The sequence below is a fragment of the Rhizobium herbae genome, assembly GCF_019511375.1.
GTDB classification, from domain to species: Bacteria; Pseudomonadota; Alphaproteobacteria; order Rhizobiales; family Rhizobiaceae; genus Pararhizobium; species Pararhizobium herbae_A.
Map to the genome: position 1 here is coordinate 223,256 of NZ_JAEUAO010000003.1, position 26,608 is coordinate 249,863.

Annotated in this window: 20 protein-coding genes; 11 read left to right on the top strand and 9 right to left on the bottom strand. The window is 62.4% G+C overall.

Annotated features, from left to right (window positions below):
* Window positions 1–23 precede the first annotated feature (23 nt).
* The 6 genes from JNB71_RS14130 to JNB71_RS14155 all read right to left on the bottom strand — a co-directional run bounded on the left by JNB71_RS14130 (window position 24) and on the right by JNB71_RS14155 (window position 6,081).
* Window positions 24–1,019, bottom strand: a complete 996-nt coding sequence (locus JNB71_RS14130; RefSeq protein ID WP_220372447.1) for a ScyD/ScyE family protein — start codon at window positions 1,017–1,019, stop codon at window positions 24–26.
* The gene (locus JNB71_RS14135; protein ID WP_431028902.1) at window positions 998–1,768 is read right to left on the bottom strand and encodes a formylglycine-generating enzyme family protein; all 771 of its coding nucleotides are present in this window, start codon (window positions 1,766–1,768) and stop codon (window positions 998–1,000) included. The genes JNB71_RS14130 and JNB71_RS14135 overlap by 22 nt, the downstream gene beginning before the upstream one ends.
* The gene (locus JNB71_RS14140) at window positions 1,755–2,816 is read right to left on the bottom strand and encodes an ABC transporter ATP-binding protein (protein ID WP_220372448.1); all 1,062 of its coding nucleotides are present in this window, start codon (window positions 2,814–2,816) and stop codon (window positions 1,755–1,757) included. Before JNB71_RS14140 ends, JNB71_RS14135 begins: the two co-directional genes overlap by 14 nt.
* Window positions 2,817–2,821: 5 nt before the next feature.
* On the bottom strand, window positions 2,822–3,691 hold the full coding sequence (locus JNB71_RS14145) for a carbohydrate ABC transporter permease (RefSeq protein WP_220372449.1): 870 nt from the start codon (window positions 3,689–3,691) through the stop codon (window positions 2,822–2,824).
* Window positions 3,692–3,693: 2 nt separating this feature from the next.
* Window positions 3,694–4,617, bottom strand: coding sequence for a carbohydrate ABC transporter permease (locus JNB71_RS14150; RefSeq protein ID WP_220372450.1), 924 nt, complete (start codon window positions 4,615–4,617; stop codon window positions 3,694–3,696).
* 204 nt (window positions 4,618–4,821) lie between these two features.
* On the bottom strand, window positions 4,822–6,081 hold the full coding sequence (locus JNB71_RS14155; RefSeq protein WP_220372451.1) for an ABC transporter substrate-binding protein: 1,260 nt from the start codon (window positions 6,079–6,081) through the stop codon (window positions 4,822–4,824).
* Window positions 6,082–6,991: 910 nt separating this feature from the next.
* On the opposite strand from JNB71_RS14155, the gene JNB71_RS14160 reads away from it, so the two are divergent.
* The 4 genes from JNB71_RS14160 to JNB71_RS14175 all read left to right on the top strand — a co-directional run bounded on the left by JNB71_RS14160 (window position 6,992) and on the right by JNB71_RS14175 (window position 12,524).
* Window positions 6,992–7,222 (top strand): DUF1127 domain-containing protein, encoded by a 231-nt coding sequence (locus JNB71_RS14160; RefSeq protein WP_220372452.1) that lies wholly within the window; start codon window positions 6,992–6,994, stop codon window positions 7,220–7,222.
* A 302-nt stretch (window positions 7,223–7,524) separates the two neighbouring features.
* Complete coding sequence (locus tag JNB71_RS14165; RefSeq protein WP_018329745.1) at window positions 7,525–7,734, top strand: dodecin; 210 nt, start codon at window positions 7,525–7,527, stop codon at window positions 7,732–7,734.
* Window positions 7,735–8,202: 468 nt separating this feature from the next.
* A complete protein-coding gene (locus JNB71_RS14170) occupies window positions 8,203–9,354 on the top strand; it encodes an efflux RND transporter periplasmic adaptor subunit (protein WP_220372453.1) in 1,152 nt (383 codons plus the stop codon).
* Window positions 9,351–12,524, top strand: coding sequence for an efflux RND transporter permease subunit (locus tag JNB71_RS14175; protein WP_220372454.1), 3,174 nt, complete (start codon window positions 9,351–9,353; stop codon window positions 12,522–12,524). The genes JNB71_RS14170 and JNB71_RS14175 overlap by 4 nt, the downstream gene beginning before the upstream one ends.
* A 46-nt stretch (window positions 12,525–12,570) precedes the next feature.
* Here the strand turns inward: JNB71_RS14175 and JNB71_RS14180 are convergent, their stop codons facing one another.
* Both JNB71_RS14180 and JNB71_RS14185 read right to left on the bottom strand, forming a co-directional pair.
* On the bottom strand, window positions 12,571–12,975 hold the full coding sequence (locus tag JNB71_RS14180) for a type II toxin-antitoxin system VapC family toxin (RefSeq protein ID WP_220372455.1): 405 nt from the start codon (window positions 12,973–12,975) through the stop codon (window positions 12,571–12,573).
* Complete coding sequence (locus tag JNB71_RS14185) at window positions 12,972–13,205, bottom strand: AbrB/MazE/SpoVT family DNA-binding domain-containing protein (RefSeq protein WP_220372456.1); 234 nt, start codon at window positions 13,203–13,205, stop codon at window positions 12,972–12,974. The genes JNB71_RS14180 and JNB71_RS14185 overlap by 4 nt, the downstream gene beginning before the upstream one ends.
* Window positions 13,206–13,390: 185 nt before the next feature.
* Between JNB71_RS14185 and JNB71_RS14190 the strand changes: the two genes are divergently transcribed.
* The 7 genes from JNB71_RS14190 (at window position 13,391) to mctP (ending at window position 21,144) form a co-directional block, all read left to right on the top strand.
* The gene (locus JNB71_RS14190) at window positions 13,391–14,770 is read left to right on the top strand and encodes an FAD-binding oxidoreductase (protein WP_220372457.1); all 1,380 of its coding nucleotides are present in this window, start codon (window positions 13,391–13,393) and stop codon (window positions 14,768–14,770) included.
* An 840-nt stretch (window positions 14,771–15,610) separates the two neighbouring features.
* Complete coding sequence (locus tag JNB71_RS14195) at window positions 15,611–16,285, top strand: hypothetical protein (RefSeq protein ID WP_220372458.1); 675 nt, start codon at window positions 15,611–15,613, stop codon at window positions 16,283–16,285.
* Between the two features lie 425 nt (window positions 16,286–16,710).
* On the top strand, window positions 16,711–16,947 hold the full coding sequence (locus JNB71_RS14200) for a hypothetical protein (RefSeq protein ID WP_220372459.1): 237 nt from the start codon (window positions 16,711–16,713) through the stop codon (window positions 16,945–16,947).
* 236 nt (window positions 16,948–17,183) lie between these two features.
* Window positions 17,184–18,569: a cache domain-containing protein gene (locus tag JNB71_RS14205; RefSeq protein ID WP_220372460.1), complete on the top strand. Its 1,386-nt coding sequence runs from the start codon at window positions 17,184–17,186 to the stop codon at window positions 18,567–18,569.
* Window positions 18,566–19,210 carry a response regulator transcription factor gene (locus JNB71_RS14210; RefSeq protein WP_220372461.1) on the top strand — a complete coding sequence of 215 codons (645 nt, stop codon included), beginning with the start codon at window positions 18,566–18,568 and terminating at the stop codon, window positions 19,208–19,210. Before JNB71_RS14205 ends, JNB71_RS14210 begins: the two co-directional genes overlap by 4 nt.
* A 271-nt stretch (window positions 19,211–19,481) precedes the next feature.
* Window positions 19,482–19,679 carry a DUF3311 domain-containing protein gene (locus tag JNB71_RS14215; RefSeq protein ID WP_220372462.1) on the top strand — a complete coding sequence of 66 codons (198 nt, stop codon included), beginning with the start codon at window positions 19,482–19,484 and terminating at the stop codon, window positions 19,677–19,679.
* A complete protein-coding gene (gene mctP / locus JNB71_RS14220; RefSeq protein ID WP_220372463.1) occupies window positions 19,669–21,144 on the top strand; it encodes a sodium:solute symporter family monocarboxylate transporter in 1,476 nt (491 codons plus the stop codon). Before JNB71_RS14215 ends, mctP begins: the two co-directional genes overlap by 11 nt.
* Before the next feature lie 191 nt (window positions 21,145–21,335).
* Here the strand turns inward: mctP and JNB71_RS14225 are convergent, their stop codons facing one another.
* Entirely contained in the window at window positions 21,336–26,390 is a 5,055-nt protein-coding gene (locus tag JNB71_RS14225; protein WP_220372464.1) for a beta strand repeat-containing protein, read from the bottom strand.
* Window positions 26,391–26,608: the final 218 nt, after the last annotated feature.

Here is a 26,608-nt window from a genome sequence, read left to right on the forward strand (position 1 = left end):
GAAGCGACAGCGGTTGCGTGCGCCTACCGTGTTAGAAAATGCAGATTTCCGCCCAGTTCGGAAACGACCAGACGCCGTTTGTCCAGGACAAGCACGGACACCGGTCGCGTCAGGCCGTCGAGAATGACTGTTCGACTGCCGCTCGTTTCGTCCAGCCGAAGCAACCGCCCGCTCCCTTTGCGGAATCCTTCCTTCTGATCGTAGGTACCGTGTTCGAGGACCAGCATGGTCCCGTGATCGCCGACAGCAAGGCTTACCGGTGCGTTCAGTCCTTCGACCTCGAGCGTCGGCATTGTCGTTGTGCCGCCTTTCGGGATCGAAACGATTTTTCCGGCACCTGCAAGAAACGGAAAACCGCCGAACAACGCTATGTAAAGGCGCTCGCCGCGCAGCGCGATGCCGGTCGGCACGGCGTCGACTTCAAGGGTCGCCCCTTCGGCAAATTCAGTCGGCGAGAGGTTTCGCAGTGCCGCGGTTGCCTCCTCCATCCGGCGGAATGTCATGATGGTCTCTTTCCGGCCGTCCGCCAGCACGCGTTCGATACTGTTTCGCGCGGAATCCACCACATAGTAGATGCCGCCCTCCACGGCGAAGTCGAACGGGTTCCAGAAATCGCTGCGGATGACACGAACCTTGCCGGCCGGGCCAAGCGCCACGAGCGCATGATCGAACGGGTCTTCGTCGGCATTCACCGGCGTCCAGCCCTGGGCGACGACAAGCACATCGCCGGCGCGGACGACGCGGTAGGGCCCGGTCGGATCGCCGATCACGTCGACACCACGGGGAAAGACCGGACCGAATGCGACAAACCGGCCGTCGGGGCCGCGCCGGTAAAGCCGGCCACTTGAGAGATCGGTGACGAGCAGATCCTCGCCGTCCCGCGACAGACCTGAAAAAGCAGCGCCCGGCTTGCTGATCGTCTCAAGCCTGTAGCCTGCAGCAGCCGTCGGATCGGCACTGGCGTCAGCCACGAACAATAGAATGCCGATGGCGGCCATCAAGGCACGGGGCGCACGCATCGGAAGCCTCCATTGGCTGAAAAGCGGAATTCCGGATCATAGGCGAGCCGATAGGTCGTTGTCAGATGGCTCGGATCGCTGTTCCATGAACCGCCGCGAAGCACGCGGAACGCTACGGCGCTCTCCGCCGCCGCCTCGCTGTCATAAGGCGCGTAGCGATCGCGGGTCCACTCCCAGACATTGCCGATCAGATTGAGGATGCCCTCGCTGCTTGCGCCACCGAGGAAGGACTGCGCCGGCGCCGTCATCGGATAGCCGTCGTGCGCGTCGCCGGAACAGCAGGCATCGCTGCCGGAATTTGCGCGGGTCTCGTCCGGCGCAGCCTCGCCCCATGGAAACGCGGCACCCCTTGTTCCGCGCGCCGCCCGCTCGTACTGCTGCTCCGACGGCAGGACCAGTCCGTAGTGACGGCAAAAAGCATCGGCGTCTCGCCAACTCACGCCGACCACCGGCCGGTCGTCCAATCCGAGCAGCGGGTGATTGGCGTAAAAGGAAGGGCGGTGACCGGTCGCCTGGACGAAGCGGCCATATTGCCGGTTGGTGATCTCGGTGCGGTTGATGGCGAACGGCCGCCCCTCCAGCACGCGGCGCGGCCGTTCGTTTGTTGGACCGTCGTCGCGGCCGAAGACGAACCGCCCGGCAGGAATTTCGATCAGTGGATTTCCGGCAATGGGGCCGATATCGCCGGCGGCGGCGTCGAATGCCACCATCATCAGCATTGCCGTGGCGCAGATGTCAGATGTCGACACGAGCTTGCGTCTCTCCGTTGAACAGGAACACCCGATCCCTCGCGACCTTTATGCCGATCTCCTGGTCGATCTGACCGGAAAAATTCTTGTCGGCACGAAGGGTGACCAGTTGGCCGGCCAGCCGCAGACTGACGAGCGTATTCTCGCCGGTGAGTTCAACCGAGTAGATCGGCGCAACCAGATTGACATCGTCATCCTCGGCCAGCGCCGCATGGACGTCTTCCGGACGCACACCGAGCACGGCGCGGGAAATGTTGGCCCGGGCGAAGCCGCCGACCCGAAAACCGGCGCTGTTGAAGATGCCCTCCTTGACCTCGCCGGGAATGAGGTTCATCGGCGGCGAACCGATGAAACCGGCCACGAACAGCGTGCGCGGATCGTTGTAGATTTCGCGCGGCGTTCCGAGCTGCTCGATCACACCCTTGTTCATCACGGCCACGCGGTGGGCGAGCGTCATCGCCTCTATCTGATCGTGGGTGACATAGATCGTCGTGACCTGCAGTTCGTGCTGAAGGTGCTTCAGTTCCGCCCGCATCTGGGTGCGAAGCTTGGCGTCGAGGTTGGATAGCGGCTCGTCCATCAGGAAGACCCGCGGCGTGCGAACGATCGCGCGCGCGAGCGCGACCCGCTGGCGCTGGCCGCCAGAGAGTTCTCTCGGCAGGCGCGACAACATCGTGTCGAGTTCGACCCGCCGCGCCACCTCGGCTATTCGCCGCTTGCGTTCGGCAGGCTCCACTTTGCGGATCTTCAGCGGATAGCCGATATTGTCCTCGACGGTGAGGTGTGGATAAAGCGCGTAAGACTGGAAAACCATCGCGACGTCGCGATACTTGGGCAGGACGCCGTTGATCCGATCCGCGTCGATGAAGATATCGCCCGAGGTGGCCTCCTCCAGGCCCGCGACCATGCGCATGGTCGTCGTCTTGCCGCAGCCTGAAGGGCCGAGCAGGACGAGGAACTCCCTATCTCTGATTTCGAGGTTGAAATTATTCACCGCGACGAATTCACCGAACTTCTTACAGACGTTCTTGAAGGTGACGGACGCCATAGGCCTCATCCCTTGACTGCGCCCAGGGACAATCCCCGGACGAGATGCTTCTGCACGATGAAGGCGAAGACGACGATCGGCACGCAGGCCATGAAACCGGCCGCGCTGATTTCGCCCCAATAGGTGTTGTACTGCGTCACCCGCCCGGCAATGCCGATCGGCAGAGTCTGCGATTGCTCCGTCAGCGTGATGATGAGGGACAGCAGGAACTCGTTCCACGAGATGATCAGGCAGAAGATGGCGGTAGCGGCAAGACCGGGCCTGGCAAGCGGCAGAGCCACGTGCAGGAACGCGCCCCAGCGCGTGTCGCCATCGACCATCGCCGCCTCCTCCAGTTCGACCGGAAGGTCCTGGAAATAGCTCTTCATCATCCAGGTCGCAAACGGCAGGTTGAAGGCGGTGTAGGCGATGATCAGCGCCGATTTCGTGTTGAGCATGTCGAAGTAGTTGAAGAACAGGTAGAGCGGAATGATGCTGACGATCGGCGGCATCATGCGCGTCGACAGGATCCAGAAGGAAATCTGCCTGCGCCATTGCCAGGGATAGCTGAACCGCGCCAGCGCATAGCCGGCCATCGTGCCGAAGCAGACGGAAACGATGGTCGTTCCGACGGCGACGAGAAAGCTGTTCAGCGCATAGCGCAGGAAAGGACGCTGGATGAAGGCTTCGTCATAGTGCTTCAGCGTCGGGTTCCTGGGCACCCATTCCGGCGGTACGGCGAAAATATCGATATCGAACTTGAACGAATTCGCCGCGATCCAATAGATCGGGAAAAGCGTGGCGACCAGCGCGACGACGATTGTCACATAGGCCGACAGACGAACCAGCATCTCTCTGAAGCGGCTGCGGACATGGATTTTAGAGACAATCCCCATGATCAATCCGCCAGCCGCATGCGCTTCATGAACCAGGTGCTCAGGATGATCGTTGCGAACAGAACGAACAGCGATATCGCTGCCGCGTAGCCGGGATCGGCGAAGCGGTAGGCGACCTGATAGATGTAGAGGCTGAGGACCTTCGTCCGGTCAGCCGGACCTCCGCCCGTCAGGATAAAGACCAGATCGAAGAGGCGAAGTGCATCCATGACCCGCAGCAGCAAGGCAATGGCGATGACCGGCTTGAGGAAGGGCAGCGTCAGATCCCAGAACTGCCGCCAGGACGAGGCGCCGTCGAGTGCGGCGGCCTCGTATGGTTCGACCGGAAGACTGGCCAGTCCCGCCAGCATCAGCAGGAAGATGAACGGCGTCCATTGCCAGACGTCGGCAACGATGATCGAGACCATCGCCAGATCCACGTCTCCCGCCCAGGCCTGCAGCGGAAGGCCGAGACGGTACATGATCTCGTTGAGAACGCCGAATTGCGGCTCGTAGATGAGCTTCCAGGTGATCGCCACCGCAATCGGCGGCAGCATCATCGGGATCATCAGCATCGTCTTGAGAAAGGTCAGCCGGCGGAGATATTTGTCGAGCAACAGGGCCAGGCCGAGGCCGAGAAGGAACTCGACCGTCACCGCGACGACGGTAAACAGCGTGGTGTTCAGCAACGCGACATGGAATTGCTGGTCGGAGAGCAGCCGCACGAAGTTGCCTGGACCGACGAAGTCCCATGGCACATTGGGATTGGGGCTGATTTTGTGAACCGCCGCGTAGAACATGTAGATGCTGGGGAAAATCGTCAGCCCCAGCAGGATGAGGACCGTTGGTGCCAGCATGAGCACACGCAAATGCCGCTCCGCCCACAGCTCCACAGCGCCGCCCGGTCGAAGCTGCGCGGTCGACATGCCGCTTGCGGACCCCACCATTCGTCTCTCCCCAAGCCCCTTCCGATGCGCCTGAAAATCGCTTCGCGTGGCCATTGTCTGAAGCGGGATGGCGAGAACCGTGCGCGGCTTCGGGCGATATCCCGCTTCAGTTGGTTATTGGAGCACCGCGCGTCTGGTGGACGCAAAGGCCGCTCTCTTTGATGCCAGGCGCGTCCGTTTCAAACCCGGTTAGAAACGTAACGCCTAGTAAATATTCGTAATGCGCGAGACCGCGTCCTGAGCGTTTTTCAGGGCCTCTTCCGGCGTGATCGTGCCGGCAACGGCCTTGGAAAGTTCGATGCCGAACGCATTCTCGATCTCCGGCCATTTCGGGTGACGTGGACGCGGTGTAGAGGCCTGGATCGCCTGCATCAGCACCGGATAATGCCGGAACTTCTCTTGGCTTGTCAGTTCCGGATCGGTGAAGACCGAGGCTCGGACCGGTGGATTGCCGCGCTCGGCGGAAATCTTGATCTGCTCGGGCGAGGTTGCCCAGACCATGAAATCAAAGGCTTCCTGCTTGTTCTTCGACGCCGACATGATGCCCATTGTCCAGTGGCCGATTTCCGAGCTGCCCGGCTTCGTTCCAGCGGGGATGGGGCTGTAGGAGATCTTGCCGACCATCTTCGACTGGCTTGGATCCTCGAAGGTCGCAACCCAATTTGGCCAGTTGATTGACGAGGCTGCGGTACCGGCAGCGAGCGCGGTGCCAACCTCATTGGCGTTGTAGCTCTCCACGCCCTTCGGAGAGATGTCGCGCAGCGCCATGAACGTCTTCATGGCGGCGGCGCCTTCAGGTGTGTCTATCGTCACCTTGGTGCGGTCGGCATTGAACATATCCGCGCCATAGGACCAGAAGATCGGCATGAAGTCGGCAACCACAGGGTTTCCCTGGCCGCCGCGGAAGACGTAGCCGAAATAGCGGCCGCCGCCAGCGTCGGTCAACGCCTTGCCGGCCTTCAGCACGTCATCCCAGGTCTTCGGCACGTCAACGCCAGCTTCCTTGAACTTGGCGGCGTCATAGAAGAACATCTGTGCGTTTCCCACATAGGGCAGGCACACATAGGGGCCCGCATTATAGGGGTTGCGGCAGATTGCCAACGATTTCGAGAGGAAATCGCTGTCTGGCCCCTCCATTCCGGCATTCTTGAAGAAGGACGTCAGGTCCTCCAGGTGGCCGTTCTCGGCGAAGAATGGAATCCATGGGTCGTCCATCAGTATGATATCGAAGACACCGGATTTGGTGGACCCCGCATTGGCGCCTTGTTCGAAAACATTGGCATAAGGCGCCTGAACGGCCTCAACCTTCGTTCCCTTCAGCTTTGCGTAATCGGCGGCCGCGGCCCTCAGCCCGTCGCCCTCGCTGCCGGACGGCACGAGGATGGTGATGTCGGCCCATGCGGTTCCGTTGAGCGCGAGCACCGACGTCGCGACAGCCAAGGTGAAAAACAGTTTGCGAAGCATTTTTGACTCCCAATCCGAGCTGTTATCCAAACACCTTCTCGTAGGGGCTCACTCCTTCCGGCATGGCGGAAACGCTCTCTCAACACCCATGCAGAACCACTCTGCGCCAAGGCGAAACATCGGCCGGCCTGTCATCATCACGCCGGCGCCGTGCTTGGGCCCGATTGTATCACATCCGGAGCCCCAATCAGAGAGGTTGCATTAGCGTTTAATAAAATTTTCCTTGGGTAGTAGCCGTTGGGCGCTGTGCATCGCACCTCGTGGTGCGACGACGGCTGCCCCGCATCATGCGCACAGTTGTGCCCCGCGATCAGTAATTCTACTAATAGACGCAATCGCGATTATGGGGCACAACCTTTTCAGGGACGACGCTACCTGTCGGAAGAACCGTCGCAACCCTAACCGGCTGGGGCGCGCGGAAACGTTCCGGCCGGACTAACCTTGCAATTGTCGAGCGTTTTGCGCACCGTGCTTCGCAGCCGCGCTCCCTCGGCAGGGACAATCCGTCACTTGACCGGCCCGCCGTGAAACAGAGAGCGTCGCTTGTTGTGTTGCCCGCCTGCAACAAATTCCACATGACCTTCTGCAATTCGCAATTGTGCACTTGATGATTGCGGCGTCTCGTGTAACGTCACGTCATTCGCAATTCAAATCAGAGGAGGCGTCAATGAAATCCATTCTCGTGATTATGCGCCTCTCTGGCGGAGCGGCTGTGGCGGCATCGATGCATCGCGCATCTCGCCCAAGCCGATATTGCTCCCTGGGCGCTTAAGCCCCGGATCTGCCGATTGGCACTTTCCCATTTGACCTGACGTGACCGGGTAGCGGAGCGACTGTTCGCATCTCCGCACCGGACGTTTCCGAACCTTCAAAAGAGGACCCGGCCGCGGTATGCGCCGGGATAGAAGACATGCGCAAATCGCAAGCTTTAGCTGTAGATACACTTGCGGCAACGGTTGATGAACTATGCCAGACTTTCGGCGCCTGGAAGACCGCGCGCGCCGTGCTGCGGGCCGTCTGGAGGCATCGTCAAACGATAAACCAGACCTCCAACCTATCGAATCGGATGCGCCGCGACATCGGCCTTCCGGAGGATCTGTCGCTGGATGCCAGATTTTCGATATGGGATATCCGCTTTTAGAACCGGAGGGTCATGGATCGAGGCGTCCGTGGAGGTCCCTTCTTCGGAAGGGCGGAAGGCCGCTATGAGTATAAAATTCGGCCGCGGTCCGTAGCGTGAAAGCGCTCGGACTGCGTCCGGCCAAGGCCCGCCCGTCTCAGATCGTTTGACAACGGCAAACACTTGCCGGATCGTGGGAGTGAGCTGTGAAGGCTCATGCCGGTAGCGCCTTGGTTGCGGCATTGTCCCCGCGATGACGTCCATCGGCAGTCTCGTAGAGTGCCCCAGAAGCCATGCACAATTGAGCAAACCGGGAGGGTAACGTGAGCGACCATGTCTACAAGAAGGTGGAACTTATCGGCAGCTCGAAGGTCTCGCTGACCGAGGCGATCGAGACGGCGATTTCGCGAGCCTCCAAAACCATGAGAAACCTCGAGTGGTTCGAAGTCGACCAGATTCGGGGCCACATAAAGGATGGAGCGGTTGCGCACTACCAGGTGGTCGTCAAGGTTGGATTTCGGATCGACGATTGATGCGCTGAGGCGCCGCCTCCCCGTCACCCCCTGGAGAGTTCGCTGCCCCGACAGGCCAGCCGGCGGAAGCACGCCCTTGGGCAGGCCGCATCCCGCCGGTCAATGCGGTGACGTTATATCAGGCCTCTCCTCCTGCCGACCGTTGCGAAACTGCCACGCGCGCGTCCGATCAACGGCGCAAGTGCGTGGGCTATCGTGCGCTTGCGCTCGACTGCCACCTGGCCTGTTTTTTTCGGGGTGACACGATAACCGAATGCTGTAATCTGCCCCTGCAACGAAGTCGTCCCAATTCCACGGGCGACGCGCCTAATGATTTGAAACAATTGCATCTTCAGACCACCGCGGCTTGGCCAAACCCGTGCCCGACTGCCTGTAGTAGTTTGACGTCCGGCAAGGCTTGGCCACCTGCGCTCTCAGGAACCGCCCCGTGCGCCCCACGGGATTGATCCGCTCCAAGGGAACTTACAGATGGCACGACACTGGCTCATTCCGGCGATACTGCTTTTTTCGACGGCTCTGCCCGCAACCTCTCCGTTAGCGCAACAACAACAGAAGCCGGTTGTCACGGTCGCCAAGCCGGTTGTCCGCGACGTGGTCGATGTCGATGAATTCATCGGCCGCTTCGAGGCCGTCGACGAGGTGACCGTCCGCTCGCGGATCGGCGGTTATCTCGACCAGGTGCATTTCACCGACGGTGCCATGGTGAAGAAGGGCGACCAGCTCTTCGTCATTGACCAGCGTCCCTTCAAGACCGCGCTCGACGTCGCCACGTCATCGCTTGAGGTTGCGAAATCCACGCTGGTCTTTGCCGAAGCGGAATTCACGCGCACTGAATCGCTGGTGCAGAAGGGCACGCTCCCGATCTCGACGCTCGACGACCGCCGCCGCGAGCTGCGGTCGGCACAGGCAAACCTGCGCGGCGCGGAGGCAAGCCTCGCCAGGGCCGAGCTCGACCTCGAATATACCAAGATCATTGCTCCGCTGGCCGGCCGTATCGACCGCCGGCTGGTTTCGGTCGGCAATCTCGTGCAGGCCGACCAGACCGCGCTGACGACGATCGTCTCGCTTGATCCGATCGATTTCTATTTCGACGTCGACGAACGCCGCTTGCTCAGCTATGCCCGCCAGGCCCGCGAGCAGGGCAGCAACCTGCAGGAGGGAGGCGGGTCGCTCGACGTCTATGTGACCATCGCTGATTCCAGCGAAAAACCATTCAAGGGCAAGCTGGACTTCGCCGAAAACCGCGTCGACCAGGAAACCGGCACGATGCGGGTGCGGGCGCGTTTCGACAACCCGGATTTCGTGCTGCAGCCGGGCCTTTTCGGGCGCGTCGAGGTCAGCGCGTCCAACACCTACACAGGCATCCTCGTCCCGGACGATGCGATCGGCTCCGACCAGGACCAGCGCGTCGTCTATGTCGTTGCCGAGGACGGCAGCTTTACCACGAAACCGGTGCGGCTTGGGCCCAGGCTCTACGGCTACCGCGTTATTCGCGAGGGCATGACCGGTGACGAGACCATCGTCGTCAACGGCCTGACGCGGCTGAGGCCCGGCGTCGTCGTCGACGCGAAGATGATCACGCTGCCGCCGGAAGCCGCATCGACGGAGAATGGCCAATGAAATTTGCCCATTTTTTCGTTGACCGGCCGATTTTCGCGTCGGTCCTGTCGATCGTCCTCTTGATCGTCGGCGGCATCGCCTATTTCCAGTTGCCGGTCGCCCAATATCCGGAAATCGCACCACCGACCATCGTCATCCGCACGGCCTATCCGGGTGCGGACGCCGAGACGATTGCCAACACCGTCTCGACCCCGCTCGAGCAGGAAATCAATGGTGTCGAGGACATGCTTTACATGTCCTCCTATTCGACCGCCGATGGCTCGATGGCGCTGACGGTGACGTTCAAGCTCGGCACCGACCTCGACAAGGCGCAGGTGCTGGTCCAGAACCGCGTCTCGATCGCTGAGCCCCGGCTGCCGGAAGAGGTCCGCCGCATCGGCGTCACCACTGCAAAAAGCTCGCCCGATCTGATGATGGTCGTGCATCTCCTGTCGCCGAACGATCGCTATGACCAGCTCTATGTCTCCAACTATGCCCGTACCCGCGCCCGCGACCTTCTGGTGCGCCTCGATGGTGTCGGCGACGTCATCCTGTTCGGCGAGCGCGAATTTGCCCTGCGCATCTGGCTCGATCCGGAAAAGCTCGCCTCCTACGGCATGACCTCCGGCGACGTCGTGCAGGCGCTCCGCGACCAGAACGTCCAGGTCTCCGGCGGGTCCATCGGCGGACCGCCGACTGCCGGCACCAATGCTTTCCAATATACGGTGACGACCGAAGGTCGCTTCAGCGATGCCCGCCAGTTCCGCTACGTCATCGTCAAGGCAACTGAAAGCGGCCGCCTCGTGCAATTGCAGGATGTTGCCCGCATCGAGCTCGGCGCCAAGGATTACGTCACCAACAGCTATCTGAACGGCAAGGCCGCCGTCGCCATGGGCATCTTCTCGCGCCCCGGCACAAATGCGCTCGAAGCGGCCGATCAGATCAAGGCGACGATGGAAAAACTGTCCAGGGATTTCCCGCCGGGCCTCGAATATACCATCGTCTACAATCCCACCGAGTTCATTTCGGAATCGATCAACGAGGTCTACAAGACCATCCTCGAGGCCGCCATTCTCGTTGCCATCGTCGTGCTGGTCTTTCTACAGTCCTGGCGCACGGCACTAATCCCGATCATCGCCATCCCCGTCTCGCTGATCGGCACCTTCGCGCTGCTCTTGGCCTTCGGCTTCTCGCTCAACATGCTGACGCTGTTCGGCCTGGTGTTGGCGATCGGCATCGTCGTCGACGATGCGATCGTCGTCGTCGAAAATGTCGAGCGCAATCTTGCCAAGGGCATGACGCCGAAACTTGCCGCGCATGTGACGATGGACGAGGTCGGCACAGCCGTCATCGCCATCTCGATCGTGCTGATTGCCGTCTTCGTTCCGACGGCCTTCATTCCCGGCATTTCAGGGCAGTTCTACCTGCAGTTCGCCGTCACCATCTCGGTGGCAACGGCAATCTCGGCGCTCAACTCGCTGACGCTTTCACCGGCGCTTGCGGCACTTATCCTGCGTCCGCATCGGGAACACCACGAAACGCGCAACCCGTTCACGCGGATCGGCCGCGGCCTTGCCAACGGTTTCAACAATGGTTTCGACCGGATGACCCACGGATACTCCTGGGTCGTCCGCCACCTCGTTACGACGAAGATCGCGCTTGGCGCCAGCCTGCTTGTCTTTTTCGCACTGCTGGCGGGCACCTGGTACATGGCGCAGATCGTGCCGCGCGGCTTCGTCCCGACCATGGACCAGGGGTATGCGATCGTCGTCGTGCAACTGCCGGACGGCGCCTCGCTTGCCCGCACCGATGCGGTGGTAAAGAGGGCAACGGAAATGATCCGCGAGGTGCCGGGCATCAAGGATGCCGTCGCCTTCGCCGGTTTCAACGGCGCGACCTTCACCAATGCCTCGAATTCCGGCGTTATCTTCACGCCCTTCGAAAGCTTCGAGGAGCGTCTGAAACACGGGCAGAGCGCCAACCAGATCATCGGCCAGCTCTACGGCACGATGCAGGCGATCCAGGAGGCCTTCATCATTGCCGTGCCGCCCCCGTCGATCCGCGGCATCGGCAATTCCGGCGGGTTCAAGATGCAGATCGTCGACCGCGAGAGCTCCGACATGCGTCGCGCGCTCGGGCTTGCCTTTCAGATGATGGGCGCCGCCAACCAGACGGAAGGGCTGACGGGCGTCTTCACCACCTTCTCGGCCTCCAGCCCGCAATATTTCCTGGCGGTCGACCGTGACAAGGCGCGGGCGCTGAACGTACCGATCCCCAACATCTTCGAGACGCTGTCGATCAACCTCGGCACATCCTACGTCAACGATTTCAATGCCTTCGGCCGCGTCTACCAGGTGCGTGCCCAGGCAGACCAGCAGTACCGGCTGGAGCGCGAGGACATCCTCGACCTCAAGGTCCGCTCGGCCACCGGCGCCCTCGTGCCACTTGGAACGCTGGTCGATATCCGGGATACGACCGGGCCGGCTCTCGTCCAACGCTACAACATGTATGTGTCCGTACCCCTCCAGGGCAATCCTGCGCCCGGCGTCTCGACCGGCACCGCGCTCGACAAGATGGAGGCACTGGCGGCCCAGATCCTGCCGCAGGGCACCGCCTTCGAATGGACCGATCTCGCCTTCCAGGAGCGCAACACCGGCAATACGGCGATCTTCATCTTCGCGCTTTCGGTCATCTTCGTGTTCCTGGCGCTGTCTGCCCAGTATGAAAGCTGGATCCTGCCGCTGGCGATCATCCTCGTCGTGCCGATGGCGGTCCTCGCCGCTCTGGTCGGCGTGCATCTCAGGGGCCTGGACAACAACATCCTGACGCAGATCGGGCTGATCGTCCTGATCGGCCTTGCGGCGAAGAACGCCATCCTGATCGTCGAGTTCGCGCGGCAGGCGCAGGACGACGGAATGAACCCGGTCAACGCCGCGATCGAGGCGAGCCGGCTCAGGCTGCGCCCGATCCTGATGACGGCCTTCGCCTTCATCCTCGGAGTCGTGCCTTTGATGATCGCCACCGGCCCGGGTGCGGAAATGCGCCAGTCGCTCGGCACCGCCGTGTTCTCCGGCATGCTCGGCGTCACCATCCTCGGCCTGTTCCTGACGCCCGTCTTCTACGTCGCACTGCGGTCTTTCCGCTACAAGCCGAAAGAGAAGCCCGTCGCACCGGAAGCCGGCATGATCTGAGCAGCGAGGCCGGGCGGCCACGCCCGGCCATCGCCACCCGGCCGAGCTACCGATCGGGTGTGATCAATCTTACCGTTGGAAAATAGGTTCGATAGCGCGCCGTATCGCGGGTCAAAAGGTCCAACTGATCGACGGCGGCATGGGCGCCGATGAATAAATCCGGCAGGACGCCGGCGCGCGAGCCGCCCGCCTTGCGGTATTTCTGAAACACCTTGCCGGCCAGGAACAGCGATGAACGCGGCATAGCCGCCATGTCGAGGCCGGCTTCGGCGAGGAAGGCCTCGAGCCGTTCGATGCGCTCATACCGCACCGCAAGCTCGGCATAGACGACATCGTTGATCAGCAGTGGACCGCGCAATGCAGCCGCTTCGAGTTGCTCGATAGACCAGTCCGCCCAGTCCGGATCGTCGGTCGCCACGTCGAGCAGCACGTTCGTGTCGATGAGCGTCACGCGTCACCGCGCGTCAGCGCCATGATGGCGTCGGTGCTCAGCCCCTCGCCCGCGTGGCCGCGCAACTTGCTGAAGCGGCTTGCCGGCCGTACTTCGTCAGCCCGCGTCAAAACCACGGTCCCGTTCGCAGCCCGCTGGAAATCCACCCGCGTTCCCGGCACGATCCCAAGGAAATCCCGCACCGGTTTCGGAATGGTCACCTGGCCCTTCGTCGTCACTGTCGCGCTCATCGTTCACCTGGGTAAGGATTGTGGGAACTAAGGTATTACATCGAGCGCTCGACTTCAAGGAGAGACCACGGCGAGGCTTTCGGACACCCAGCCATAAGCGCTAAGGTCCAAGCGAATCGAAGCCGATGTGGTGGCACCGTGGAGCGTCGCATGCCGCGTTTCGTGCTTGAAGGGGGACTAGAACCATGACCATCATCGAGGATCTCATTGCCGCACTCGGCGCAGACAAGGTGCTCACCGGCGAAAGCATCGGCGACCGCTACCGCAGCGATGCCAGCATGACCGGCAGGTTCCTTCCGCTGGCCGTCCTGCGCCCCTCGAGCGTCGAAGACGTGTCGACAGCCCTCAGGATCTGCGACCGCCACCGCCAGCCGGTCGTGCCCCAGGGCGGCCTCACCGGCCTTGCCGGCGGCGCCAACGCGCGCAGCGGCGACATCGCCCTGTCGCTGGAACGCCTGTCGGGCATAGAGCAGATCGACACCGCCGCGGCGACCATGACGGTGCTTGCCGGGACGCCGCTGGAAGTCGCCCAGCGCGCCGCGGAAGACCGGGGCTTCCTGGTGCCGATCGATCTCGGTGCCCGCGGCAGCTGTCAGATCGGCGGCAACCTCGCCACCAATGCCGGCGGCATCCGTGTCATCCGCCATGGCGTCACCCGTGACAATGTTCTGGGTCTCGAAGCCGTCCTGGCTGATGGCACGGTGCTCTCCTCGCTCAACCGAATGACCAAGAACAACACAGGCTATGACCTGCGCCAGCTCTTCATTGGATCGGAGGGCACGCTCGGCATCATCACCCGCGTCGTCCTGCGCCTGCGTCCCCTGCCGGCCGCGCGTCTCACCGCGCTCTGCGCGCTCGAAACCTATGGCGATGTCGTTTCCCTGCTCAACTCCGCCAAGCGCGATCTTCCCGGCCTTTCAGCGTTCGAGGCCATGTGGGAACGTTATTTCCGCTTCAACGCCGAGGCCCTGAAGCTCGCTTTCTTCGACAGGACGCCTCCCTTCACGGTCATCATCGAAGAGGACGTCGCCGGCAGCGACGTGGACAGGGAACGCTTCGAAGCCTTCCTCGGCAAGGCGTTCGAGGACGGCTTGCTCGCCGACGCGCTGATTGCCCAGTCGGAGAAGGAGGCACGCGCCTTCTGGTCGGTGCGCGAAGGCCATCTGATGGGCCAGTTGCTGCCAGGCCTCGTCAATCTCGACGTGAGCATGCCGACCGGCCAGCTCGGCGATTTCGCCGCCGACTGCGACACGGCATTACGGGCCCGCTTTCCCGCCGCCCATGTGTCCTTCTTCGGCCATATCGGCGACAGCAACCTGCACGTGGCCGTCTGGGTCGACGCTGCCGGCGAGCATGAGCTGCACGAGATCGATGCGATCGCCTACGCCCTCGTTAAAAATTACCAGGGTTCGATTTCCGCCGAGCATGGCATCGGTACCCTGAAACGCGATTTCCTTGATCATTCGCGCAGCGAAGCCGAAATCAACGTCATGCGCCGCATCAAGGCGGCCCTCGATCCGAACGCCATCCTCAACCCTGCAAAGGTCATTCCGCCGGAAGCCTGAGCCCTTGCGGCGCACGCACCGTCAAAATCCCCCCGCAGTTTCCCCGCTCATCCCCACCCCAGAAACCTGTGCCATGATCGTTGCGTTCCGTCATCGGCTACCCTGCGAGGCGTCGCGGCGAGACGGAACCGGTGCCGGGCGGAGGAAGGACGTGCGCCTTTACCCGGTGGACTGGCAGAAAATGGTTTCCCTCCCGCCTGAAACAGGGCGGGGCGTGCCTGTGAGGCACACATGAGGAGCGGCGACTGGGCTTGCGATAAGCAATTCCCTTTCGTGGCGCCGCAGAACCGGAGCAATCCGGCATCGGTCGAGCGCCACCCTGTACCGGAAAAAGGTGCCGCCATCCCCGCAGAGAAACCGGAGTTGCCAGTCGACGAACACGCGAACGGGGCGCTGGAAGGCGTCATATAAATTCCTTAGTCTCGGCACTTTCCAGCGCCCCGGCCAAGTGAGACTTAAAGCAAACCACGGCGGATTTTCCGGGCGTGGACAAAGGTGTTTGAGATGATGCGACAGAAAGCATACGCCGCGACACGCTCCCTCTTCTCCCCCGCGGGGAGAAAGGTGGCGCCCCCGGGTCTTGCCTTTGGCAAGCCCGAGAACAAGCTCCGCGCCGGATGGGGGCGAGCCACAAACGCTCAGCCTGCCGCCCTCATCGCCTCGCTTGCGCTCGTCAGGCCTGCCCAGCGAGGGGAGGGAAAACTCCCCCTCGAGCGGGAGCTCCCTCAAACGGCGGGTGCTTGCGCGCCGTGGAAAGCGACTTTCGGGAACTCACTGGCGTTCGCGACGAGGTTGTGAGAGAAATACCTGGCTGGAATCGCGGCTGCCTGGGAGGCTGGCATGCCTTTTGTATCAGACCTGAACTACGACGACTGGCTCGAGCACGCGTTCGGCCCCGCGATCCGGCCGCACGGCAACCAATGGTTCTTCGACGACGACCCGCCCTGGTGGGATCCGCAGCCATCCGTCGCCATCGATTATTTTACGCGGCTGTTTTCGTCGACCGGACCGTCGCTCGAAGGGTTTTCCGACGCGCAGATCGCGCAGGGCTTCACCTATCTCTTGAGCACGAGTGCGTCGGGCGACAACGGCTGGTTCTACAGTACCTCCGTGCCGACGGCAGCGCGCCGGCGCTGCATCGAGGCGATCGCCGACGTCTTCGCCGACCTGTTTGCCCCGCGCTGCGCCGCCGTCCTCTGTCACATCGACGAACCGGGCGCGGCGGCGTTGAACAGCGTGTGCTACATGTGGTGGGACGAGTTCCCCTGCCTGGCGCTCCCGGACGATCCGGCTTGCGACCTGCTGCACACGACCGCCATCGATGTCATGCGCCGGACTCTGGACCTCGACTCGATCGCTTGTCAGGAGGCAGCCCTTCATGGCCTCGGCCATTGGGCGCGGTACCGATCCGGCGATGTCGCCGCCGTGATCGACGCGTTCCTCGGCGACGGTCGCAGCAAGCGGGCCGCGCTCGCTTCCTATGCCCGATCCGCGAGGTGCGGCTGCGTGCTCTGAGGCGCGTGGCGCGCGCTTGCGGCTGCCGAGGAAGAACCGGCTTCCCGACTCAAACCGCGGCGGCAATACCCGTCAAACGGGCAAAGGAGAGGCATTGCCGGCGCCCCGGAAGCGAAGACCCGGATACCGCCGAATTTGCAAAAAGCCCCTTGCCGCATGGCAAGGGGCAATACCGGGGCTGGCTTGCTCCACACGAGCTCGTCCATATACAACCTATCAGATCAGCTCTTCCCTGTAACGAAAAATCGCATTGGATGTATCTTGCCGATGGACTACTGGTGGCATCGCACCGTGGCTTAAGGGAATGGTGCCGGGAAACCGGGACGCATTCGGCATCAACATGAGGTGAAATACATTGCCTCGGCCAGCCGCAGTGTCGCCCGCTGCGCGCATGCGCTATACTGCGTGACCGGGAGGATGCTGCCATGCTGGCAATTTTTGCGGGTGCCGCGCTGTTTATCTGCGGCTTGCTGTTGTTGTTCCGCGAAGCGATCACTCGCCGGCGGCTGAGTGACCCGAACAAGGCCGCTCAGGGTGCCTCGAGTCCCACCCTGGAGCCGCCCAGACAAGGGCTCGGCTTCCTCGGGGTCAGCCGGAACTGGCCTGGTTTGGGTATGATGGCGATGGGCGCCATTCTGCTGATTTCGGGAGCCTACGGATAAGTGCGCCGACGGCGTCCTCGCGGCGCTGGCCTGCCCCCTCGCACCATGTCGAGCTGGCGCGACACAGCCGGCTGTCGCCGAGCACGTTTCATCTCACGAAAACGATATACCACAAGAGGCACATGCCATACTTGACCCCGCCCGCTCCTTGACGCCTTACTGACCGATATTTCGGCGGTCCGTGACGCGGAGAGACCCCGCGCGAAATCGGCCGGGAACCATGGGGAGGACGTCTCTTGACGCTAAGGCATCAGATCATAGCACTGGCGATCTTGCCGCTCGTGATTGCGATCCTGGCGATCACGGCCTTCATCACCTGGCAGTCGGCAAATCTCACAAAGGAGAATATCGCGACGTTCGAACAGAACATGCTGAAGGCGAAGGAAACGGAAATCCTCAACCTCATTCACCTTGCCCTCTCGGCCATCCAGACGACATACCGCGACGCCGATGCCGACGATCAGGCCGCAAAGGATAGGGTCGCAGCGATCCTGACGTCGCTCGATTACGGCAAGGATGGGTATTTCTTCGCCTACGACTATGATGGCAACAATATCGTCCATCCGCGCCAGAGCTTTCGGCATGGGCGCAACTGGCTCGACCTGACCGATCCCGACGGCGACAAGGTAATCGCGGAGCTGATCGCCACGGCAAAGGCAGGCGGCGGCCTGCACCAGTATAAATGGCAGAAACCGTCCAGCGGCCAGATGGCCGACAAGCTGTCCTTCGTCGTCAGCCTCGACAAATGGCGCTGGGTCGTGGGAACCGGCGTATATCTCGACGACGTGTTCGCGCAGACGGCGGCAGCGAATGCAAGCATGCGCGCCAGCATCAGAAGCACCTTCGTGATCGTGGCGCTGATCGCCGTTCCCGCAGTCATCGTCGTTTTCACCACCTGCATGCTGCTTACCTTTCACGAGCGTCGCATGGCCGACGGCAAGTTGAAGGCGCTGACCCAGCGGGTGATCGACACGCAGGAGGAGGAACGCGCCCGCCTGGCCCGAGAACTGCACGACGGCATTTCACAAAATCTCGTCGGCGTGCGCTATGCGATGGACCTCGCCGGCCGAAAGGTCAGGACCGATGTCAACGATGCCGCCCGGACCATAGACCGCGGCGTCGAGGCGCTGAACGGCGCGATCAAGGAGATCCGTCGGCTGTCCCATGATCTTCGCCCTCGCGTGCTCGACGATATGGGGCTGACGGCAGCGCTTCAGGCACTGTGTTTTAATTTTCAGGAACGAACGGGAATATCGACGCAGATCGAGGCTTCCGGTTTTATCGACCGGCTCAAGCCCGGAGCCAGCACGGCGCTTTATCGCGTTGCTCAGGAGGCGTTCAACAATGTCGAGCGGCATTCCGGCGCGGACCGCCTTGCGGTGAAACTCTGGAGCGAGGACGGACGGGCACGCATGACGGTGTCCGACAACGGCGCGGGCTTCGGCGACGGCAATGGGGCAAGTCCCGGCGGGCACGGTCTTGGCCTGCGCAACATGCAGGAAAGGATGGCGCATTTCCGCGGGCTGCTTCTGATCGACAGCAACGCGGCAGGCACGACACTGACGGCGATGATGCCGAAATCGGCCAATATGCAGCCGCACGATGAGGTCGAAGCCGCATGACAGCGCGTCCGAAAATCAAGGTCTTGCTGATCGACAATCATCTGCTGGTGCTCGACGGGCTCAAGGCGGTGCTCGAAACCTTCGATCATATCGAGGTTGCAGGAACGGCGGGCCTTGCGCAAACCGGCCTCGATATTGGTCGTGAAGTCCGGCCGCATGTCGTTCTTATGGACATCAACATGCCGAAGCTGAACGGCATCGACGCCATCGAGCTCTTCCGCAAGGAACTACCCGACGCGCGAATCGTCATGCTCTCCATGCATGACAGTCGGGAATACATCTCGTCGTCGGTGATGCGTGGCGCCACCGGCTATATCCTCAAGGACGTTTCCAGCGACGAGATCGTTTCCGCCATCGAGACGGTGGCTGACGGTGGCACATACTTCTCGTCGGGCGTCGTCGACGTGCTCATGGAACGCGAGAACGGCGGTGACACGCATTCCCTGACACCGAGAGAACGTGACATCCTCGGCCTCATCGGTTCCGGCCGGAGCAACAAGGAGATGGCCGAGGCGCTCGGAATAACGCCCGCAACCGCCGAAACCCATCGCAAGAACCTCAAGAGGAAGCTCGGCATTGCAACGACCGCCGGTTTGATCCGCTATGCGCTGGATCACGGCATCGGCGTCAAAGCGGGATAAATCGGCTCTACCCACTTCTGGGTAGACCCGGCTATTTCACCATTCCCGCCATCTTGCCGGACGAAAACCCTCGCCATAGGACTCCACCACGGCTGGCTCAAGGCGAGCCGTTGGGAGGATTTCAAAATGCATTACGTCTGCTTCCGCTCAGTCGGAAAACCCGTTGCGACGGCCCGAACCAAGTTCGCCCCGGCGAGCGACTGACAAGCCCCACCTTCCACGCCGACAACTGCAACCTGGCGCCACATTTGGCGCCCGAGAGGTATCCGACATGGAAAAATCACGGAAAAAGGCGGCGCTCTGGCTGCTCGTCATTCCCTATATCGGCCTGCTTTGGCCACCCCTCTACAATGTCCGCGAGCCGGCGCTCTTCGGCTTTCCCTTCTTCTATTGGTACCAGCTTCTCTGGGTACCGATCACCGCCACGCTGACCTTTATCGCCTATCGGAGCACGCGCCATGACGACTGATATCGACGGCACGGCGCTTGCCGTCTTCCTCTTCTTCTTTGCCCTCGTAACCGTTCTCGGATTCGTCGCCTCCCGCTGGCGCAAGCCCGAGACGCTAGCTCATATCGACGAGTGGGGCCTTGGCGGTCGCAGCTTCGGCACATGGATTACCTGGTTCCTGGTCGGCGGCGACTTCTACACGGCCTATACGGTGATCGCCGTTCCGGCACTCGTCTATACGGTCGGAGCCTACGGCTTCTTCGCCCTGCCCTATACCATTGTCGTCTATCCCTTCGTCTTCATGGTCATGCCTATCCTGTGGAAACGGGCAAGGGATTTCGGCTATGTGACGGCCGGTGACGTCGTGCACGGCCAATATGGTTCGCGCGGCCTCGAACTCGCGGTGGCGGCAACCGGCGTGATCGCCACCATGCCCTATATCGCTCTCCAGCTCGTCGGCATGACGGCTGTGCTCAAGGCGCTTGGCCTGCACGGCGAACTGCCGCTGGCGATCGCCTTCATCGTGCTTGCGCTCTATACCTATTCGGCCGGTCTTCGGGCCCCGGCGCTGATCGCCTTCGTCAAGGACATCATGATCTATATCGTGGTGATCGCAGCCGTGGCGCTCATTCCCTCGAAGCTCGGCGGTTATGCCAATGTCTTTGCCTCGGCCGACGCGGCTTTCCAGGCCAAGGGAAAGGGTGATCTCCTGCTCGCCGGCAACCAGTATGTCGCCTATGCGACGCTCGCCTTCGGCTCGGCACTCGCCGCCTTCATGTATCCGCATACGCTGACGGGCATCTTCGCCTCGAACAGCGGCAAGACGATCCGCAAGAATGCCGTCCTGCTGCCGGCCTACACGCTGCTGCTCGGCCTTCTCGCGCTGCTCGGTTATATGGGCCATGCCGCCGGCCTGAAGCTCGACAGCGCCAATGATGTCGTGCCGGCCTTGTTCAGGACACTGTTCTCGGGCTGGTTCTCCGGCTTCGCCTTCGCCGCGATCGCCATCGGCGCCCTCGTGCCGGCTGCGGTAATGAGCATCGGCGCGGCGAACCTCTTCACCCGCAATTTCTGGAAGGCTTACGTCGATCCGAATGTCAGCGATGCCGGCGAAGCCAAAGTCGCCAAACTGACCTCGCTCGTCGTCAAGGTGGGCGCGCTGCTGGTCATCATCTTCCTGCCGACACAGTTCGCCCTCGACCTGCAATTGCTTGGCGGAATCTGGATCCTGCAGACGCTTCCGGCCCTGGTTTTCGGCCTCTACACCAACTGGTTCCGTGCACCGAGCCTGCTCGCCGGCTGGTTCGTCGGCTTCATCGGCGGCACCTTCCTCGTCTGGGATGCCGGCTGGAAGCCGCTGCACCTGATCAGCCTGGGTGGAGAACCGTTCTCCATCTACACCGGCCTGCTTGCCCTTGCCGCAAATATCGCCGTCGCGGTTGCGGTCAATGCCGTCGTGCCGGCAAGGACCCCGGCGCGAGCTTGAAACCGAACCCGGCGGAGGACCGCAGCGATGCGGTCCTCCGGACGAACGAAGGGAGGCCGACTGGCCTCCGCTCACGTCAAATCTGGACAGCCGGCGGCGGTGAGCGCACCGGCAATGGATCGCTGTCCACCCCGGACAGTGCCAGGCCCTCATCGCCCTATGTCATCCGGTCACCGCCCCGCAGTCCACCGTCAGAATGACTGGTAGGCCGAAACCACCGCAGCAATCCGCTCGGCATCCATTGCCTCGATCTGGGTCGTGGTTATGGCGTATATTTGGTTGCTCGACAGGCTGGCGATATCCTGCGTCGACAGTCCGAAAAGGGCAGACGTGCTGATCGACGCGATATCGCTGGTCGAGAAGGTCGCGAGGTCCTCGGTGGTCAGTGCCGCGATTTGCGCCGAGCTCAGTCCTCCAACCTGGGCCGCCGTCAGTGCTTCCACCTGTTCGGTGGTCAATGCGCCGATCTGCGCGGTGGTAAGCCCGACGATCGCTTTGGAGTTCAGGGCAGCAATCTGGCTCGTGGAAAATGCGGCAATCGTGTCCGTACTCAGCGCCGCGAGCTGTATTGCGTTCAGGGCTCCGATCTGTCCGCTGGCGAGGCCGCCGATCTGGCTGGAACTCAGGGCCTTGATCTGATTGAAGGTCAGCCCCGGTATCTGGCTTGTCGTCAGGGCTGCCGCCTGATCGGGGCTGAGGGACGCAATATTGCTGGTGGACAATCCCGATATGGCGGACGAGCTGATCGCCGCGATATCGGCGGTCGAGAAAGCCGCGATGTCCTCGCTCGACAGGGCCGCCAACTGCGCCGATCCCAATGAGGCGACCTGGGTGGAAGACAACGCGTCGATCTGGCCGGTTGAGAATGCGGAGATCTGTGCCGAGGTAAGCCCCGCGATTGCCTTGGTGCTCAGGGCGGCAACCTGGTCGGTGGAGAGTGCGGCGATGGTGGACGTCGACAGCCCCGACAGGGCGGTCGGGCTCAGCGCACCGATCTGCACGGTCGTCAGGTTGCCGAGCTGGGCGGCCTCGATCTGGCCGGATGACAACGCTGCCACCTGGCTTGTCGTCAGGGCGGCGATCTGCTCTGAGCTGAGGGCCGCGATATTGCCGGTTGAAAGCCCGGAAATGGCCGACGAGCCGATCGCCGCAATCTCAGCAGTCGAAAGGGCAGCGAGGTCCGCCGCCGTCAGAGCGCCAATCTGGTTCGAGTTGAGGCTTGCGATCTGGGGGGAGGTCAGAGCTTCGACCTGCGCTGTCGACAAGGCGTCGATCTGCCTGGAGGTCAACCCCGTGAGCGCTTTGGTGCTGAGCGCGGCAATCTGGGCCGTGGAGAGCGCGCCGATGCCGTCGGTCGACAATGCCGCGACATGCGCCGAACTCAGCGCCTCGATCTGCGCCGTCGTCAAGTTGCCGAGCTGGGTCGAACCCAGCGCCGCGACCTGGCTGGTCGACAGCGCCGCCACCTGGCCGGTCGTCAGGGCTGCGGTCTGCCCGGAGCTGAGGGCTGCGATGTTGGCGGTGGAAAGGCCGGACAGGGCAGACGAGCTGATCGCCGCGATCTCGGCGGTCGAGAAGGTGGCCAGGTCCGCCGCGCTCAAAGCGGCCATTTGGGTCGAGCTGAGGCCTGCCACCTGAGACGACGACAGGGCTTCGACCTGCGTGGTGGAGAGCGCGTTGATCTGCAAGGAGGTCAAACCACCGATCGCCGTGGCGCTCAAGGCGGCAATTTGGGCGGTGGAGAGCGCGCCGACGCCGTCAGGCGATAGGGCCGCGACCTGCGCGGACGTCAAGGCGCCGATCTGCACCGGGGTCAAGCCGGAGACCTGGCTGGAATCGAGCGCCGCGATCTGGGCGGAGGAGAGCGCCGCCACCTGGCCGGTCGTCAGGGCCGCAGCCTGGCCGGGGCTGAGAGCCGCAATATTGCCGGCTGAAAGGCCGGGTATGGCAGAAGAGTTGATCGCCGCGATATCGTCATTTGAAAAGGTTGCCAGATCCTCGGCGCTCAGAACGGCAATCTGCGCCGTGCCGAGCGCTCCGATCTGCGCAGAAGACAAGACGTCCAGCTGGTCGGTATTCAGCGCTTCGATTTGCGTGGTCGTCAAGCCTGCGACCGCCAGCGTGCTCAAGGCGGCGATCTGATCTGCGGAAAGCGCTGCCACGTTGGTGTTCGACAGTCCCGATATGGCGGTCGGGTTCAATGCACTGATCTGCAACGTGGTCAGCGCGGCTAGCTGCCCCGACGTCAGCGAGGCGAGCTGACTGGAAGACAGCGCTGCCATCTGGGTTGTCGTCAAGGCCGCCGCCTGCTCAGCGCTGAGCGCGGCGATCGTTCCGGTGGACAGCCCTGACAGTGCCGACGAGCCGATCGCCGCGATGTCGGCCGTCGAGAAGGTTGCGAGGTCCTGCGTGTCCAGAGCGGCAATTTGCGTCGCGCTCAGGCTTGCAACCTGGGTCGACGTCAATGCCTCGACCTGCTCGGTGGACAAGGCGCCTATCTGGGTTGAGCTCAGGCCCGCCAGTGCCTTGGTGCTCAGGGCGGCAATCTGCGCCGTGTCGAGCGCGGCGATGCTCTCGTCGGACAAAGCCGCGACCTGTGCCGAACTGAGGGCGCCAACCTGTGCCGTGGTCAGCGCGGCGATCTGGTCGGTGGTCAGCGCGGCGATCTGGCTGGAAGACAGTGCCGCCACCTGGCTTGCCGTCAGAGCCGCCGCCTGGTCGGCACTGAGGCTCGCGATGTTGCCAGTCGAAAGTGCGGACAGGGCCGCAGCGCTGATAGCCGCGACATCGGCCGTCGAGAAGGTCGCAATGTCATCGGAAGAGAGTGCCTGTATCTGGCTCGAGCTCATGGCACCGACAAGCGCGGAGGTGAGAGCCGCAGCCTGGGCGGTGGAAAAGGCATTGATCTGCGATGCGGTCAAACCGGCGATCGCCCTGGTGCTCAGGGCGGCGATCTGGTCTGTGGCGAGAGCACCGATGCTGTCGTTGGGCAGGACCGCTATCTGGGCCGAACTGAGGGCGGCGATCTGCGAAGTGGTCAGCGCCGCGATCTGCTCGGACGTCAGCGCCGCGACCTGGGCTGTCTTCAGTGCCGCGATCTGGCTCGTCTTCAGGGCCGCAGCCTGCTCGGTGCCGAGAGCCGCGATATCATCGCTGGATAGCCCGGACAGGGCGACCGGTGAGATCGCCGCCACCTCGGATGTCGAGAAGGTCGCCAGGTCTGCCGCACTCAAGGCGCCAATCTGCGTCGCGCTGAGGTGCGCAATCTGAGACGAGCTCAAAGCCTCGACCTGCGCGGTGGACAAGGCATCGATCTGCGTGGAGGAAAGCCCCGCAATCGCCTTGGTGCTCAGGGCGGCAACCTGGTCAGTGTCCAGCAAGGCGATGCTGTCGCTCGACAGGGCCGTGACCTGCAGCGAACTCAGGGCGCTGACCTGCGACGTGGTCAGGGCTGCAATCTGCTGGGACGTCAACGCCGCGATCTGGCTTGTCTTCAACGCCGCGATCTGGCTCGTCTTCAGGGCCAACGTCTGCTCGGGGCTGAGCGCTGCGATTATCCCGGTGGAAAGTGCGGTTATGGCAGACGAGCTGATCGCCGCGATGTCGGCCGTCGAGAAGGTTGCCAGATCTGCCGCGCTCAAAGCAGAAATCTGCGTCGAGCCGAGGCTCGCAACCTGGGATGATGTCAGAGCCTCGACCTGTTCGATCGACAAGGCATCGACCTGCGCCGGTATCAGACCGGTGACCGCCTTCGTGCTCAAGGCGGCGACCTGGCCGGTGGAGAGAGCCGCAATGGTGTCGTTCGAGAGAACCTTGACTTGCGCAGCAGTAAGGGCGCTGAACTGTGAAGTGGTCAGCGCGGCGATCTGATCGGACGTCAGGGCGCCTATCTGGCTCGTCTTCAACACCGCAACCTGGCTCGTCTTCAGCGCTGCTGCCTGGGCGGTGCTGAGTGCAGCGACACTGTCGGTGGAAAGCGCTGTTATGGCAGACGAGCTGATCGCCGCGATATCGGCAGTCGAGAAGGCTGCAATGTCATCCGCGTCCAGTGCAGCGATCTGGGCCGAGCTCATGGCGGCGACAAGGGAAGTCGTCAGGGCCGCTGCCTGATCGGTCGATAAGGCATCGAGCTGCGCAGAGGTCAGTCCCGGAATCGCCTTGGCGCTGAGAGCGGCAATCTGGTCCGTCGAGAGAGCGGCAACTCGGTCGGTGGACAGCGCCGTGACTTGCGCCGAACTCAGGGCGCCGATCTGCGCCGTTGTCAGCGCTGCTACCTGCCCTGACGTCAGCGCCGCGATATGGCTCGTCTTCAACGCGGCGATTTGGCTGGTCTTCATGGCCGCGGCCTGGGCCGAGCTCAGTGCCGCGATGCTACCGGTGGACAGTCCCGTTATGGCTGCCGAGGTGATCGCCGCAATATCAGCGGTCGAAAACGTCACCACGTCGTCCGCGCCCAGTGCGGCAAGTTGCGTCGCACTCAGGGCCGCCACCTGCGACGACGTCAAGGCCTCCACCTGATCGGTTGACAAGGCGACGATCTGCATGGAGGTCAGTCCTGCGACCGTCTTCGCGTTCAGCGCGGCAATCTGGCTGGTGGAGAGAGCGGCGATATCCTCACTGGACAGAGCCCTGATTTGTCCCGAACTCAAGGCGCCGATTTGCGAGGTGGTCAGCGCCGCGAGCTGCCCGGATGTCAGGGCTGCGACCTGGGCTGTCTTCAACGCCGCAACCTGACTCGTCTTCAGAGCTGCCGCCTGGGCGGTACTGAGCGCCGCAATATTGTCGGTGGAAAGCCCCGTTATCGCAGTCGAGGTGATCGCCGCGATGTCGGCCGTCGACAGCGTCACTATTTCATCGGTGGTCAAAGTCTGCAGTTGCGCCGAGCTCAAGGCGGCAACCTGCAAGGAGGTCAAGGCCTCGACCTGTGCCGAATCCAGCCCACCGACCTGCTTGGTGCTGAGGGCGGCGACCTGCGTCGTGATCAGGCTTTCGATCTTGTCCGTCGTCAGAACGGCCAGTTGGTCCAGGCTTAGGCTGATGATAGCCGCCGCTGATATCGCGCGGATCTGCGTCGTCGAAAAGGCCGCAAGGTCCTCCGTCTCGAGGGCTGCGACCTGGGTCGATGAAAGGGCCCTGATCTGCGTCGTAGACAGCGCAGCAATGTCTTCGGTGGTCCAGGCTGCGATGGCCGTCGTCGTGAGTGACCGGATCTGGCTGGCGCTGAGCGAAGGAATCGTCGAAGTCATGCATGAAGCCCTTTATACTATTCCACCGCCTGGATCATTTTCCCTGCTGCCAGCCACGGGAAAATATCAGCCAGATTCTCGACAACCGCTCACCGGTGGGCGTGCCCCGAAGCGCAGGCAGACATCGAAAATCAAGCGTCGCCGCTCATCAGAACAATTTATGAGTGAACAGGCTTGCCCGAACCTGAAGCTCGGTCGGCGAAGTTCGACTACTGCAT

Coding starts and splice junctions, on each gene's coding strand:
- JNB71_RS14130 (WP_220372447.1), bottom strand. CDS start 1,019: ATGCGTGCGCCCCGTGCCTTGATGGCCGCCATCGGCATTCTATTGTTC.
- JNB71_RS14170 (WP_220372453.1), top strand. CDS start 8,203: ATGGCACGACACTGGCTCATTCCGGCGATACTGCTTTTTTCGACGGCT.
- JNB71_RS14145 (WP_220372449.1), bottom strand. CDS start 3,691: ATGGGGATTGTCTCTAAAATCCATGTCCGCAGCCGCTTCAGAGAGATG.
- mctP (WP_220372463.1), top strand. CDS start 19,669: ATGACGACTGATATCGACGGCACGGCGCTTGCCGTCTTCCTCTTCTTC.
- JNB71_RS14210 (WP_220372461.1), top strand. CDS start 18,566: ATGACAGCGCGTCCGAAAATCAAGGTCTTGCTGATCGACAATCATCTG.
- JNB71_RS14190 (WP_220372457.1), top strand. CDS start 13,391: ATGACCATCATCGAGGATCTCATTGCCGCACTCGGCGCAGACAAGGTG.
- JNB71_RS14195 (WP_220372458.1), top strand. CDS start 15,611: ATGCCTTTTGTATCAGACCTGAACTACGACGACTGGCTCGAGCACGCG.
- JNB71_RS14160 (WP_220372452.1), top strand. CDS start 6,992: ATGCGCAAATCGCAAGCTTTAGCTGTAGATACACTTGCGGCAACGGTT.
- JNB71_RS14175 (WP_220372454.1), top strand. CDS start 9,351: ATGAAATTTGCCCATTTTTTCGTTGACCGGCCGATTTTCGCGTCGGTC.
- JNB71_RS14150 (WP_220372450.1), bottom strand. CDS start 4,617: ATGGTGGGGTCCGCAAGCGGCATGTCGACCGCGCAGCTTCGACCGGGC.
- JNB71_RS14225 (WP_220372464.1), bottom strand. CDS start 26,390: ATGACTTCGACGATTCCTTCGCTCAGCGCCAGCCAGATCCGGTCACTC.
- JNB71_RS14140 (WP_220372448.1), bottom strand. CDS start 2,816: ATGGCGTCCGTCACCTTCAAGAACGTCTGTAAGAAGTTCGGTGAATTC.
- JNB71_RS14155 (WP_220372451.1), bottom strand. CDS start 6,081: ATGCTTCGCAAACTGTTTTTCACCTTGGCTGTCGCGACGTCGGTGCTC.
- JNB71_RS14185 (WP_220372456.1), bottom strand. CDS start 13,205: ATGAGCGCGACAGTGACGACGAAGGGCCAGGTGACCATTCCGAAACCG.
- JNB71_RS14200 (WP_220372459.1), top strand. CDS start 16,711: ATGCTGGCAATTTTTGCGGGTGCCGCGCTGTTTATCTGCGGCTTGCTG.
- JNB71_RS14215 (WP_220372462.1), top strand. CDS start 19,482: ATGGAAAAATCACGGAAAAAGGCGGCGCTCTGGCTGCTCGTCATTCCC.